This is a genomic window from Bradyrhizobium sp. AZCC 2176, assembly GCF_036924645.1.
In the GTDB taxonomy this organism is placed as follows: domain Bacteria; phylum Pseudomonadota; class Alphaproteobacteria; order Rhizobiales; family Xanthobacteraceae; genus Bradyrhizobium.
In genome coordinates, this window is record NZ_JAZHRX010000001.1 from 1 (window position 1) to 13,383 (window position 13,383).

Below are 13,383 nucleotides of genomic sequence, written 5' to 3' on the forward strand. Positions count from 1 at the left end.
CGCCGACAACGCGCGCGGCTTTGCGCTGGCGCCGTTTCCGGCCTCGTTTCCGCACATGAAAGCGGGTTGGCTCAGGCCCGGCCCCGAGGTGTTATATTGGGTGCCGCGCCATGTGGCCAAACTATGGAACGTGAAGTCGATCTACATCACCGAGAACGGAACATCGGCGAGCGACCAACCGGCCGCGGACGGTACCATCTACGACGTCGATCGCATCATGTATCTGCGCAACTATCTGACGCAGTTGCAGCGCGCGACCGCCGAGGGCTTGCCCGTGCTCGGATACTTCCTATGGAGCCTGATGGACAATTTCGAATGGTCGGACGGATACGAACAGCGCTTCGGCATCTATCACGTCGACTTCGAGACCAGGCGTCGGACGCCCAAGCTGAGCGCGTCGTTCTATCGCGAGACGATCGCGCGAAACACCGTGGCGTGATCAGGCGATCCTCAATCCTTTATCAATCCTTGCGCAGGCCCTTGCCCAGCGCCTCAAACATCATCGTCTTCAGCGCCAGTTGGATCCGGCCGCCTTGCGTCGGGGCCTGCACCATGAAGACAACGAGCAGGTCGTCCTGGGGATCGACAAAATAGAAGCTGCCGCCCGCGCCGTCCCAGCGGTATTCGCCCAGCGGCCATGTCGTATTCGGCGGCGGCGAGGTGCGCACGGCGAAGCCAAGGCCAAAGCCGCTGCTCGGGCCCGGAAAATAGAAGGGGTCATGGATGATCCCGGTCTCCGGCCCGATCTGATCCGACGTCATCAGCGCGACGGTCTCGGGCTTGAGGTACCGCTTGCCGTCGAGCTCGCCTCCATTCAGCAGCATTTGCAGGAAGCGGGCGTAGTCGGCGGTCGTCGAGACCAGACCCGCTCCGCCGGATTCCCAGCGCCGTGCCACTGTCGGCTCGTTGATTCCGGCCACCCGAAGACGATCGACGGGAAATGGCTGGGCGACGCGCGGCCACTTCGACTTATCCGCAACGTAGTACGCGGTCTCGGACATGCCGAGCGGATCGAACAATCTTTGCTTCTCGAATTGCAACAACGTTTGCCCCGACGCCACCTCGACGACACGGCCGAGCACGTCGGTTGAATGGCTGTAGTTCCAGCGTGTTGCGGGCTGGTCGGCGAGCGGCAGTGTAGCTATCCGGTCGGCGAATTCGGCGTTGTCGAAATCGCCGGCGTATAGTTTGGGATCGGCATAGAGCTTCTGCACCGCGGTTTCGCCGAAGAAGCCATAGGTAATACCCGACGTGTGCCGCAGCAGGTCCCTGATCGTGATCGGGCGCTTCAACGGCTCGAGCTTGAGCGGATACTGTCCGGCTTCATCGGAAAGATCGACGCCGACTTTTGCATCGGCAAAGGCATGAATGTATTTCGACACGGGATCGTCGAGGGCCAGCTTGCCGTCGTCGAGCAGCATCATCGCGGCCACCGAGGTGACGGCCTTCGACATCGAATAGATCTGGAAAATCGCGTCCGGCGGCATCGGCTGGCCCGTCGCCGGATCCCGGACGCCAAAACACTCGAGATAGACCGGCTTGCCGTGCTGCTGGATCAGCAGGATTGCGCCGGGAATCTTGCCGGCAGAGACTTCATTGCGAACCTGGTCCCCGATCCGGTCAAGCGCCGCGCGTGAGAAAGTGGGCGCGTTCGGCGCTTTCGGCTCGGCTCGCACCTCATGCAGCCGTGCCGCGGCCAGGAGAATGGCCAGCGCCGCTACAACAAGGCAGCGCTCTGCGGCGCCGCTAGTTCTCCAGCGCTTCATAGACCAACTGCTTCAGCGTCCGCTGGACGCGCTGGCGCTCCGTCGGCGTCTGCTCCAGCACCACGAAGAACATGTCCTGCTTGCGGTCGACCACCATATAGCAGCCGGCGGCGCCGTCCCATTTGAGTTCGCCGAGCGATCCCGGCGGCGGCGGCTTGGCGTTGCCGGGATCGGTGCGCACGGCCAGCCCGAGCCCCATGCCGAAGCCGTCACCGGGAAAATAGTAATGATCCCGCGCAACACCGGAGTCCTTGCCGATGTGGTCCGATGCCATCAGCTCGAACGTCTTCGGGCTGAGATAGGTCTTGCCCTCGAACGTCCCACCATTGAGCAGCATTTGCGCAAATTTCGAGAAGTCCGACATGGTCGAAACCATGCCGCCGCTGGCGGATTCCCATTTCTGGCGAACTTCAGTCCTGTACAAGCGGCCGACCCGGAAATCACTGTCGTTCGGCACCGGCTGGGCGAGCCGGTTGAGCCGCTCCGGTTCGGTAACGAAGAAGCCGGTGTCGGTCATGCCGAGCGGATCGAGCAGCTTTTCCTTTTCGATCTCGAACAATGATTTTCCGGACACGATCTCCATAATCCGCGCCAGGATGTCGGTGGAATGGCCGTATTGCCAGAGAGCGCCCGGCTGGTTGTGCAGCGGCAGCTTGGCGATCCGCTCGGCAAATTCGGCAAGGTCGAATTCGCCCGCGTAGAGATTGGCCTCCTTGTAAGCCTTGCGCACCAGGCTGTCGCCATAGAAGCCATAGGTGATCCCGGAGGTATGACGCATCAGGTCGAGAATGGTAATAGGCCGGGTCAGCGGCGCCAGTTCGAGCGTCCTGGTGCCGTCCTCGGCCTTTTTCTCCACACCGACCTTCATATTGGCGAAGGAGGGAATGTACTTCGAGACGGGATCGTCGAGCTTGATCTTGCCGTCCTGGACCAACTGCATCGCCACAACGGAGGTGATCGCCTTGGTCAGCGAAGAGAGGCGGAAGATGGTCTTGTCCGATATCGGCGTCTTGGACACGACGTCCTGGACGCCGAAGGTTTCGTGATAGACCGGCTTGCCGTGCTGCTGGATCAGGACGTTGGCGCCGGCGATCTTCCCCGTCGCCACCTCGTTCTTGAAGAACTCGGTGATCTTCGCAAGCTTGTCCTTGCTGAAATGCGCGCCCGCTGGAATATCGAAGGCGCCTTCGGCGCGGGCGGACGACAGCGTGGCAAGCATCAGCGCGCCGAAAACCAGCGCGCGCAGCATTCCTGATGAATTCATTGGATCGTACCCCTCTCCCCGGAATTCGCAGGGGAGTGTAGCGGTGGCCTGTCAGTCGGCACAAGGCCTACCGAAGGTGTTCAATGCCGCCTGATGCAACTCCGCGCTGGCGTCGGAGAAGCAGCAGAAGATCACCCGCTCCAGTGCGGGCGCAGCCGAGAGCGTATCAACGACGGTCTGAACGGCGATGCCGGCCGCGCGTTCGGCGGGGAAGCGATAGACGCCCGTTGAGATCGCGGGAAAGGCCACCGAAACAAGGCCGTGCGTCGCGCACAGTTCGATCGAGCGGCGATAGCAGGAAGCGAGCAGTTCATCCTCGCGATGGTTGCCGCCGTGCCAGACCGGCCCGACGGCGTGGATCACATGCCTCGCCGCCAACAGGTATCCCCGGGTGATCTTGGCGTCGCCCGTTGCGCAGCCATTTAGCGTGCGGCACTCCGCGAGCAACTCCGGCCCCGCCGCCCGATGGATCGCGCCATCGACGCCGCCCCCGCCAAGGAGCGACGAATTCGCGGCGTTGACGATGGCGTCAACGCGCAGCGTGGTGATGTCGGCAACGATGACTTCCAGCCGCGCTCTGCCGATCTGGCGCGCGGGCCCGCTCAGGCCGAGGCCGCCGCGCCGACGGTGACGCCCTTGTCGGCGAGCATCTGCTGCAACTCGCCGGCCTGGAACATCTCGCGGATGATGTCGCAGCCGCCGATGAACTCGCCCTTGACGTAAAGCTGCGGGATCGTCGGCCAGTTCGAATATTCCTTGATTCCGTTGCGAAGTTCGGCCGATTCCAGGACGTTCAGGCCTTTGTAGCCGACGCCGACGTGGTCGAGGATCTGCACCACCTGGCCGGAGAAACCGCACTGCGGAAACTGCGGCGTCCCCTTCATGAACAGCACGACGTCGTTCGACTTCACTTCGTTGTCGATGAATTGCTCGATGTTCATATTGCTTCCTTTTGGGGCTTTGGCCCCTGGCGGCTTTCTTCTCACGGGCCGGCTCGTCCCGTTTAACCCGATTACTTGTCATATATGTAGCCCAAACCGTTGTGCATCCAAAGTAAAATGGCGAGGAGCCGGCATGGGCAGGGCCAATCGGGGGCCCCCCGGGCGACCAGCGCCCATAGTCTGACGACATCAATATCATAGCGGGCGAAGGCTTTTTTCCCGGATCGGAACCCCTATCTAGGACGGACCGCCCGTCGGGAACCAGTTTGCCGGACTAACGTTCTCCCCGCTCACCGGAGACACCTGTGACGAAATCAGTATCCGCCGCGTCGCTTTCCAGCCCTACCCCGTCACTTTTCTCCGATTCAGGCACCCTCGCCCAGAATTTGGTGGAAGCCTATCTGGCCGTCCGCGGCGAGACCGAGCGCCGGGCCGCACCCTTGAGCCCCGAGGATCAGCTCATCCAGTCGATGCCCGACGCCAGCCCGGCCAAATGGCATCGCGCCCATACCACCTGGTTCTTCGAGCAATTCCTGCTCGGCGAGCACTGCGAGGGTTACCAGCCCTTCCACCCTGACTACGCGTTTTTGTTCAATTCCTACTATGTCAGCGCCGGTCCCCGGCACGCCCGTCACCAGCGCGGCCATTTGACCCGCCCGAGCGCCGACGAAGTCACCGCCTATCGCCGGCATGTCGATGCGGCTGTGGTCAAATTCTTCCAGACCGCCGGCGAAGAGCGCCTCGCCCAGCTCGCCCCCCTGGTCGAGGTTGGCCTCAACCACGAGCAGCAGCATCAGGAATTGATGCTGACCGACATCCTGCACGCCTTTGCGCAGAACCCGATTCCGCCGGCCTATGATCCATCCTGGCGCTTCCCGGCATCGCAGCGTTCGGCAGAGGAATGGGTCACCCTCAACGAGGGCATCCACACGGTCGGGCACACCGACGACAGCTTCCATTTCGACAATGAAAAGCCCGCGCACCGCGCGCTGGTCGGCCCGGTCAGGCTCGCCCGCAATCTCGTCACCAATGCCGAATGGCTGGCCTTCATGAAGGATGGCGGCTACGGCACGGCCACGCTGTGGCTGATGGACGGCTTTGCCACCGTCGCCAATGAGGGCTGGCAGGCGCCCGGCCACTGGCGCCAGATCGACGGCGAATGGCGGATCATGACGCTCGGCGGATTGCAGCCGGTCGACCCGTCCGCCCCGGTCAGCCATGTCAGCTATTACGAGGCGGACGCGTTTGCACGCTGGGCCGGCCGCCATCTGCCGACCGAGATGGAATGGGAAGTCGCCGCCCGCGCCGGCCAGCTCAACGATGCCTTCGGCATCGTCTGGCAGTGGACCCGCAGCGCCTACTCCCCCTACCCCGGCTACCGCGCCATCGAGGGTGCGCTGGGCGAATATAACGGCAAGTTCATGGTCAACCAGTTGGTGCTGCGCGGCTCCTCGCTTGCAACCCCACCCGGCCACAGCCGTATCACCTACCGCAACTTCTTCTATCCGCACCACCGCTGGCAATTCACGGGGTTACGCCTCGCCGATTACGCCTGACCCAACATGGATCACAGCGCGCCGGAAAGCGCGTTCAGGAGAGTATCATGAATGTGCACGCCGCCGCTTTGGCCCAAAGCTACCCGTTCGATGAGCAGACCTCCGTCTTTGCCGGCGACGTGATCGGCGACCTCTCGCAATTTCCCAAGCGCCTGTCGCCGAAATATTTCTACGACGCCGCAGGTTCCGAGCTGTTCGAGCAGATCACGGTCCTGCCGGAATATTATCCGACCCGCACCGAGCTCGGCATTCTGCGCAGCCGCGGCGACGAAATCGCTGCCATCATCCCCAAGGGCGCAGCGCTGGTGGAATTCGGCGCCGGCGCGACCACCAAGGTCCGCCTGCTGCTGGAGCGCTGCGATTTCAGCGCCTATGTCCCGGTCGACATTTCCGGCGACTTCCTGAATGCGCAGGCCAGCGCCTTGCGCAAGGATTTTCCCGAGCTCGGCGTTTATCCGGTTGCCGCCGATTTCACCGCGCCATTTGCCCTGCCGGCCGAGATCGAAGGGATGCCCAAGGTCGGGTTCTTTCCGGGATCGACGCTCGGCAATTTCGAGCCGCATGAAGCGCGCGCCTTCCTGCGCAGCGCGCGCGAGATTCTCGGCGAAGGCGCGCAGATGATCATCGGCGTCGACCTCGAAAAGAACGAGCGTGTGCTTTATGATGCCTACAACGACGCTGCCGGCGTCACCGCGCGATTCAATCTCAACGTTCTGGTCCGCATCAACCGCGAGCTCGGCGGCAATTTCGACGTTTCCGCCTTCATGCACCGCTCGGTCTATAATCGCGAACGCCATCGCATCGAGATGCACCTGATCGCCAAGAAGGCGCAGACCGTGCGCATCCTCGGACGAAATTTTTCATTCCGGCCGGGTGAGAGCATCCATACCGAGTCGAGCTACAAATACAGCCTCGACCGCTTCACCGTACTGGCGCGCGACTCCGGCTGGGCGGTGCGGGAATCCTGGACCGATCGTGACCGGATGTTTTCGGTTCACGCGCTGGTGGCGTCAGACTGAGGAGTGGTCCGTGACCTTGCAGTTCAGGTCTGTGCATTTCAGATCCTGATTTCAAGGCCTGGCAATTCACGTCTTGCAGTCCGATCGCCTGCGGTCCGGTCGCAGCCTGCGTGCTGGGGCGATCCGGGGCGCAACAGATATCCAGTCATCGGACAATCGGTCTGCACCCAGCAACCATGCATGAATGATCCGCCACTTGTCCTGCCCGCGAGACTGGAAATCCAACAGCGGAGATCCAGCGTCCTGCAATTCGTGGAAGAACTTCAACGAGTCTTTTCCAGTTGGTCCGTCCTGCTCGATCGACTGCGTCAAGATCCAGCGGTCCCACTCCTGAATGATGCGTACTCTTGCTTCACTTTGTTTCATAGGCGCGTATTCCCACCACGGATCCCCGTGGGCACTGAGTGAATCGCGCTGGTCAAGGTCTGATGGAAAGTGCTACGCCGCCGCGCGTCCCCGCACCTTCCGCGCTCACTATAGACAAACTTCTTAACAAATCTTCATCTTTATCGACCCGCCCGCAAAACGCTCCATCTACGCTGTCGTTTGCCCTTCGAAAGGTCCAACTTTTGACGCGGACTCAGTTGAATTTCCACGGCAGGCTCGGCTAGGGGTGAGTTCGTGCCAGGGGATGTCAGTCATGGGAAATGCGTATCCAGCGTCCGGCAATCGGAAGGAATTTTCCAGCTCGTCGTCCGTTCACGGGGACCATGCCTGGGATCAAGAGGTGGACACCGAACGGGCGTCCCTTATTGAAGAGAACGCCAGACTGCGGGCGCTCGTCGTGCAATTGTCAACTCTCGTTCTTCGAAACGTCGTCGATCAGCACAGCACCTCGCCAATGATGCCGGTCAGGCGATCGCTGCCTGATTAAAGGTGCTACCCTCCCGGATCGGGTTGCAGCGAGATCGTTTCCCACACCGCGACCACGATCATGATCGCGGTGGTCAGGGTCGACAGCATCAGCGGCGACAGCTCGCTTGCGAACCAGGCAAGCATGCAGAGCGCGATGATGCCGGCCCCGTGCGAGAGCTGAAGGAAGCCGCGAAAGCTGTACTTGAACAGGACGGTCCCGAACAGAAACAGCAAGGGACCGCCGATCGCGCTTATTACTGTCTTGAGATCGGAATGACCGCCCGGGTGCTTCAGCACCAGTTCGTCCGCTACTGCCGAAACGATGATGCCGGCGACGATCGGCATGTGCAGATAGGTATAGGCGAGCCGCGCCAGCCTTCCCGGCTCGCTCGATTTTGATATCTGCTCGGAGCCGGCTTCCGCACCGATGTGGAAATAGATCCACCACATGGCGATGCTGCCGGCCGACACCGAAACGAACGCGGCAAGGCTTTCGGCCGACCAGGCCAGCTCGGCAAATGTTGCGCCCGTTACGACGACGGATTCGCCGAGCGCGATGATGACGAACAGCGCGCAGCGCTCGGCCATATGGCCGCCTTCGATCACCCAGTCCGCGACGGAAGATGCGCCATATCGGGGTATCCAGAACCGCACCGCCGGTGAGATATATTCGATGGCAAGCGCGATCGTCCAAAACACGAGGCGCGACTGGCCCTGCGCCAATCCGCCCGCGATCCAGAAGATCGCCGACATCGACAGCCACGCTGCGATCCGGATTGCATTCATGCGTGTCCGCGGGCGCGACGGCGGCGTGGACAACCACAGAAATATCGTCTTGCCGACCTGCATCGCCGCATAGGCAATGGCAAACCACAAACCGCGCCCGTCAAACGCCGCCGGAATCGAGGTCGACAACACCAGCCCGCCCAGCATCATCGCAAACAGCAGGAGGCGAACCGGGGTCTTTTCGGGATCGAGCCAATTGGTGATCCAGGAGGTGAAGACCCACACCCACCATACCGCAAGAAACAGCAGCGTGACCTGCACTACGCCTAGCGGCGTAAAGTGCGCCAGCAGCGTGTGCGAGATCTGGGTAACCGCAAAGACGAAGACGAGATCGAAGAACAGCTCGGCATACGTCACGCGGTGATGCTGGTGCGGCGCGATCTGGCGAAACATCGCGCCGTGTGGACTGTCCGTCATCGATGTGCCCCCGCTGCCGCCCGTCGGGGCTAGCTTTCCGGCACTCCGGGTCCCCCAGGTACCCCGGTTTGCAGCGCCAGCGCGTGCAGCACGCCGCCCATCTGTCCCTTGAGCGACTGGTAGACGATCTGGTGCTGCTGCACGCGCGACTTGCCGCGGAAGGATTCCGAAATCACGGTCGCGGCGTAATGGTCGCCGTCGCCTGCGAGATCGCGGATCGTCACCTCGGCATCGGGGATAGCTGCCTTGATCATCGATTCGATATCGTGGGCGTCCATCGGCATTCCAGCATGTCTCCGTCAGGTGCTTCGAATCACGGCCGGCTCGCGCGACCGTGACGGCCGAACCTAGCGCGTAGGCTCTTCTAGGTCACGCCTGGCGGCACTATATCCCGGGCCCGAACCGTTTGACACCGCGAGATCCCGTCGCGCCCTATCATTTCGGGCTGACAGAAAAAGAGGCTCAAAATCATGAAATTGCCCGGTCCCGACCATCCGATCACGATTACGGCAAACCCCAAGCGCGTCCGGGTCTCGGCCGGCGGCGTGGTCATCGCCGAGACCACCCGCGCGCTGACCCTCAAGGAAGCCAGCTATCCGGCGGTGCAATATGTGCCGCGCGAGGATGCCAATATGGCGCTCCTGGCCCGCACCGAACGGACCACGCACTGCCCCTACAAGGGGGATGCGAACTACTTCAGCATCAATGCCGACGGCAGGAGCATCGAAAATTCGATCTGGACCTATGAGACGCCCTTCCCGGCCATGGCCGAGATCGCAGGCCATCTGGCGTTCTATCCGGACAAGGTGACGATCGAGGAAGTGGCGTAGTAGGAGGCAACCTCATTCCGGAGCGATGCGAAAAGCATCGAACCCGGAATGCTGCGTGGAGCTAAGCCCTGAAGATCGTAAGCCCGAGGACCAGGAGTACCAGGAAGATCACGACGAAGACATAGAACAGGAAGCGGGCGATGTCGGCAGAAGCCGCCGAAATGCCGGTGAAGCCGAGAATGCCGGCAACGATCGACACCAGAAAGAAGATCAGCGCCCATTTGAGAATTGTCATTGCTTGCTCCGCGACCCCATGGCCGCGCCAATGGCGGCCGATCATCCACTTGGTTCTAACTGCGGGTTGCGTCGCGGGTTCCTCAGCAACCCGGCCGGGCACAATTCGTCCTTGCTGAATCAAGTTCCCGGCTGCAACATTTGACCACATAGCCTGGCCGGGAGGCCTGCATGACATCGATTTCCACCATGGGGCATGCCGACGTCAGCGCAGTGCCCAAAGCCAAATCGCGAAACCTTTCGCTTGATCGCGCCCGGACCTTCCTGACGCTGGTAGTGCTGCTCCACCATGCCGTCATCCCCTATACTTACTTCGGCCACACCGATCCGAAGTACTTCTTCGGCTTCGACATGGTCGTGCTCGCCACCGACAGTTTCTTCATGGCGATGTTCTTCTTCCTGTCGGGACTGTTCGCCTGGTCTGGTATCGCCCGGAAGGGACCGCTGAGCTATTTGACCGATCGCCTGCTTCGGCTTGGCCTACCCTTCGTGATCTGCGCCTTCACGGTCATTCCGCTCGCCTATTACGCTATCTCGCTGCGGCACCAGCCCGAGATCGGCTTTTCGGAATACTGGTGGAATATGGTCACGAAGGGCCCGTGGCCGAGCGGGCCGATCTGGTTCCTCTGGGTCCTGCTCAGTTTCGACGTGGTGGCCTGCATCTTGTACCGGCTATCACCCAACCTGCTCGATCCGATCAACCGCCTCTCGCTGCACGGTCGTCGCCGGCCCGCAGTGTTCTTCGCGATCATGCTTGCCGTCACCGCTGCGTTCTATGTTCCAGGGCTGGTTCACTACGGACCAAGCAGTTGGTTCGAGTTCGGGCCGTTCTCAGTGCAGCACGGACGCGTGATGCTCTATGCGAGCTACTTCTTTTTCGGTGCCGGCATCGGCGTTGCGCAAATGGATCGCGGGCTGCTCGCTGCAGACGGCCGGATGGCGAAAGTCAGCTGGGACTGGCTGGTGCTGGCGATCGTTCCGTATTGCCTCTTGTGGGTGCTGATCTTCATCAAGCGCGAAATACTCGGCAACCCGTCGCCGTTGCCGGACTGGTATGAGGGGCTCTATGCCATCTGCTTCACTGTCTTCAGCGTGGCCATCATGTTTCTGATCCTGGCGTTTTTCCAGAGGTTCAGGCAATCAGGCTCAGCCAAGCTGCTCGATCCGATGCAGGCGGACGCCTACGGGATGTTCCTGGTGCACTACCCGATCGCACTGTGGCTGCAATACTGGCTGTTCGACTATGACCTTCCAGCGATCGTCAAGGCCACGATCGGGCTGGTGCTGACAATCGCGGCGAGCTGGGCGCTGACGCGAGCGTTGCGGCAGATCCCGGGCGCGACGAGAGTGCTTTGACAGTCCGTAACCCGGGTGGAGCGCAGCGCAACCCGGGATTCACGGAGAGACCGTCCCGGATTTCGCGGAGCCTGTCATCGGGCGCGCATTCGCGCGACCCGTTGGCTACTCCGGGCTACAAGAGCCTACGCCTTGCCGCTCATATAGGCCGGCAGCCAGTGCTCGAACGCTGACTTGAGCGCATTCACCGCAACCTGTGCCTCGCCCGCAACCGCAATCGCGTCGCCGCCGGTGGTGCCGATCCGCGCGCAGGGCACGCCCGCGCCCTTCATCTTGGCCAGCACCAGGCCGGCATCCGCCGCCGGCACCGTGACGATGTAGCGCGCCTGGTCTTCGCCGAACCAGTAGGCGTGCGGCACGATCGAGGCCGGCCCCGCCAATAGCTGCGCGCCGATGCCGCTGGCAATCGCCATCTCGGCGAGCGCGATCAGCAAGCCGCCGTCGGAAACGTCATGTACCGCGGTTGCGGTGCCGGCGTGGATCATGCCGCGCACCACGTCGCCATTGCGCTTTTCGGCGGCGAGATCAACCGGCGGCGGCGCGCCCTCTTCGCGGCCGCAGATATCGCGCAGGTATACCGATTGCCCGAGCCAGCCCTGGACGTCGCCGATCAGCAGGATCGCCTCATTGGAAGCCTTGAAGGCCAGCGTGGCGGATTTGGCGAAATCGTCGAGCAGGCCGACGCCGCCGATTGACGGCGTCGGCAAAATGCCGCGGCCATTGGTTTCGTTGTAGAGCGAGACGTTGCCGGAGACGACCGGGAAATCGAGCGCACTGCAGGCCTCGGAAATACCTTTCAGGCAGCCGACGAACTGGCCCATGATCTCGGGCCGCTCCGGATTGCCGAAATTCAGATTGTCGGTGATCGCCAGCGGACGGCCGCCGACCGCCGTGATGTTGCGCCAGGCTTCCGCCACCGCCTGCTTGCCGCCTTCGAACGGATCGGCTTCGCAATAGCGCGGCGTCACGTCGACGGTGAGTGCGAGCCCCTTCGGCCCATCCTCGACGCGCACCACCGCCGCGTCGCCGCCGGGACGCTGCACGGTATTGCCGAGAATGACGTGATCGTATTGCTCCCAGACCCAGCGCTTCGAGCACAGCTCGGGCGTCGCGATCAGCTTTTCCAGCGCCGCGGAAATACCGATCGGCGGGTTTACCTCGCGCGCCTGCACCACCGGCAATGCCACAGACGGGACATGCGGGCGGTCATAGACCGGCGCCTCGTCGCCCAATTCCTTGATCGGCAGATCGGCCATGACGTCGCCGCCATGCTTGACCACGAAGCGCTTGCTCGGCGTGGTGTAGCCGACCACGGCAAAGTCGAGCCCCCACTTCTTGAAGATCGCCTCGGCCTCTTTTTCCTTCTCGGGCTTGAGCACCATCAGCATGCGCTCCTGGCTTTCCGAGAGCATCATCTCGTAGGCGCTCATGCCGGTTTCGCGCGTCGGCACCGCGTCGAGATTGAGATCGACGCCGAGATCGCCCTTGGCGCCCATCTCGACCGCCGAGCACGTCAAGCCGGCCGCGCCCATGTCCTGGATCGCGATCACGCAATCGGCTTCCATGATTTCGAGGCAGGCCTCCAGCAAGAGCTTTTCCGCAAAGGGATCGCCGACCTGCACGGTCGGCCGCTTCTCGGCGGAATCGTCGTCGAACTCGGCCGACGCCATTGAGGCGCCGTGAATGCCGTCGCGGCCGGTCTTGGAGCCGAGATAAACGATCGGCATGTTCACGCCGGACGCCGCGGCGTAGAAAATTTTGTCGGTCTCGGCCAGCCCAACCGCCATTGCGTTGACCAGGATGTTGCCGTCATAGCGGGTGTGGAAACGCATCTGGCCGCCAACCGTCGGCACGCCGAACGAATTGCCATAGCCGCCGACGCCGGCCACCACGCCCGACACCAGATGGCGCGTCTTGGGATGTTCCGGCGCGCCGAACGAGAGCGCATTGAGGCAGGCGATAGGCCGCGCGCCCATCGTGAACACATCGCGCAGAATGCCGCCGACGCCGGTGGTCGCGCCCTGATAGGGCTCGATGTAGCTCGGGTGGTTGTGGCTCTCCATCTTGAACACGACCGCCTGGCCGTCGCCGATGTCGATCACGCCGGCGTTCTCGCCGGGGCCCTGGATCACCCACGGTGCCTTGGTCGGCAGGCCCCGCAGATGAATGCGCGAGGACTTGTACGAGCAGTGCTCGTTCCACATTGCCGAGAAAATCCCGAGCTCAGTGAATGTCGGCACCCGCCCGATCAGCTTGAGGATGCGCTCATACTCGTCGGGTTTCAGGCCATGGCTGGCGACGAGTTCGGGGGTGATCTGGGGCTCGTTCATGGGTGCCTTAATAGGAAGATCGAGGCGGT

14 protein-coding genes are annotated in these 13,383 nt (G+C 62.2%); 5 read left to right on the top strand and 9 right to left on the bottom strand.

Annotated features, from left to right (window positions below):
* Positions 1-439: family 1 glycosylhydrolase (locus tag V1288_RS00005; RefSeq protein ID WP_334355123.1), on the top strand; the 439-nt coding region annotated here is incomplete at its 5' end.
* 22 nt (positions 440-461) lie between these two features.
* On the opposite strand, the gene V1288_RS00010 is transcribed toward V1288_RS00005, so the two are convergent.
* The 4 genes from V1288_RS00010 to grxD are packed head-to-tail and all read right to left on the bottom strand — an operon-like array spanning position 462 to position 3,971.
* Positions 462-1,766, bottom strand: a complete 1,305-nt coding sequence (locus V1288_RS00010; RefSeq protein WP_334355124.1) for a serine hydrolase domain-containing protein — start codon at positions 1,764-1,766, stop codon at positions 462-464.
* Entirely contained in the window at positions 1,747-3,030 is a 1,284-nt protein-coding gene (locus V1288_RS00015) for a serine hydrolase domain-containing protein (protein WP_334355125.1), read from the bottom strand. Before V1288_RS00015 ends, V1288_RS00010 begins: the two co-directional genes overlap by 20 nt.
* 51 nt (positions 3,031-3,081) lie before the next feature.
* Positions 3,082-3,636 carry an O-acetyl-ADP-ribose deacetylase gene (locus V1288_RS00020; RefSeq protein WP_334361149.1) on the bottom strand — a complete coding sequence of 185 codons (555 nt, stop codon included), beginning with the start codon at positions 3,634-3,636 and terminating at the stop codon, positions 3,082-3,084.
* Positions 3,633-3,971 (bottom strand): Grx4 family monothiol glutaredoxin, encoded by a 339-nt coding sequence (gene grxD, locus V1288_RS00025; protein ID WP_334355126.1) that lies wholly within the window; start codon positions 3,969-3,971, stop codon positions 3,633-3,635. Before grxD ends, V1288_RS00020 begins: the two co-directional genes overlap by 4 nt.
* Before the next feature lie 305 nt (positions 3,972-4,276).
* Here grxD and egtB point away from each other — a divergent pair, with 305 nt between their 5' ends.
* A complete protein-coding gene (gene egtB, locus V1288_RS00030; protein WP_334355127.1) occupies positions 4,277-5,527 on the top strand; it encodes an ergothioneine biosynthesis protein EgtB in 1,251 nt (416 codons plus the stop codon).
* Positions 5,528-5,574: 47 nt separating this feature from the next.
* Positions 5,575-6,546, top strand: coding sequence for an L-histidine N(alpha)-methyltransferase (egtD, locus tag V1288_RS00035; RefSeq protein WP_334355128.1), 972 nt, complete (start codon positions 5,575-5,577; stop codon positions 6,544-6,546).
* Positions 6,547-6,612: 66 nt separating this feature from the next.
* Here egtD and V1288_RS00040 read toward each other — a convergent pair whose 3' ends face one another.
* From V1288_RS00040 to V1288_RS00050, 3 genes are all read right to left on the bottom strand, one after another.
* Positions 6,613-6,912, bottom strand: a complete 300-nt coding sequence (locus tag V1288_RS00040) for a hypothetical protein (RefSeq protein WP_334355129.1) — start codon at positions 6,910-6,912, stop codon at positions 6,613-6,615.
* Between the two features lie 513 nt (positions 6,913-7,425).
* Positions 7,426-8,604: a low temperature requirement protein A gene (locus V1288_RS00045; protein ID WP_334355130.1), complete on the bottom strand. Its 1,179-nt coding sequence runs from the start codon at positions 8,602-8,604 to the stop codon at positions 7,426-7,428.
* A gap of 29 nt (positions 8,605-8,633) precedes the next feature.
* Positions 8,634-8,888: a BolA family protein gene (locus V1288_RS00050; protein ID WP_334355131.1), complete on the bottom strand. Its 255-nt coding sequence runs from the start codon at positions 8,886-8,888 to the stop codon at positions 8,634-8,636.
* 186 nt (positions 8,889-9,074) lie between these two features.
* Between V1288_RS00050 and V1288_RS00055 the strand changes: the two genes are divergently transcribed.
* Positions 9,075-9,434 (top strand): DUF427 domain-containing protein, encoded by a 360-nt coding sequence (locus tag V1288_RS00055; RefSeq protein ID WP_334355132.1) that lies wholly within the window; start codon positions 9,075-9,077, stop codon positions 9,432-9,434.
* Between the two features lie 61 nt (positions 9,435-9,495).
* Here V1288_RS00055 and V1288_RS00060 read toward each other — a convergent pair whose 3' ends face one another.
* Positions 9,496-9,669 carry a DUF1328 domain-containing protein gene (locus V1288_RS00060; protein ID WP_334355133.1) on the bottom strand — a complete coding sequence of 58 codons (174 nt, stop codon included), beginning with the start codon at positions 9,667-9,669 and terminating at the stop codon, positions 9,496-9,498.
* 170 nt (positions 9,670-9,839) lie between these two features.
* Between V1288_RS00060 and V1288_RS00065 the strand changes: the two genes are divergently transcribed.
* On the top strand, positions 9,840-11,024 hold the full coding sequence (locus V1288_RS00065) for an acyltransferase family protein (RefSeq protein ID WP_334355134.1): 1,185 nt from the start codon (positions 9,840-9,842) through the stop codon (positions 11,022-11,024).
* 125 nt (positions 11,025-11,149) lie between these two features.
* Here the strand turns inward: V1288_RS00065 and purL are convergent, their stop codons facing one another.
* Positions 11,150-13,354: a phosphoribosylformylglycinamidine synthase subunit PurL gene (gene purL, locus V1288_RS00070; RefSeq protein WP_334355135.1), complete on the bottom strand. Its 2,205-nt coding sequence runs from the start codon at positions 13,352-13,354 to the stop codon at positions 11,150-11,152.
* Positions 13,355-13,383: the final 29 nt, after the last annotated feature.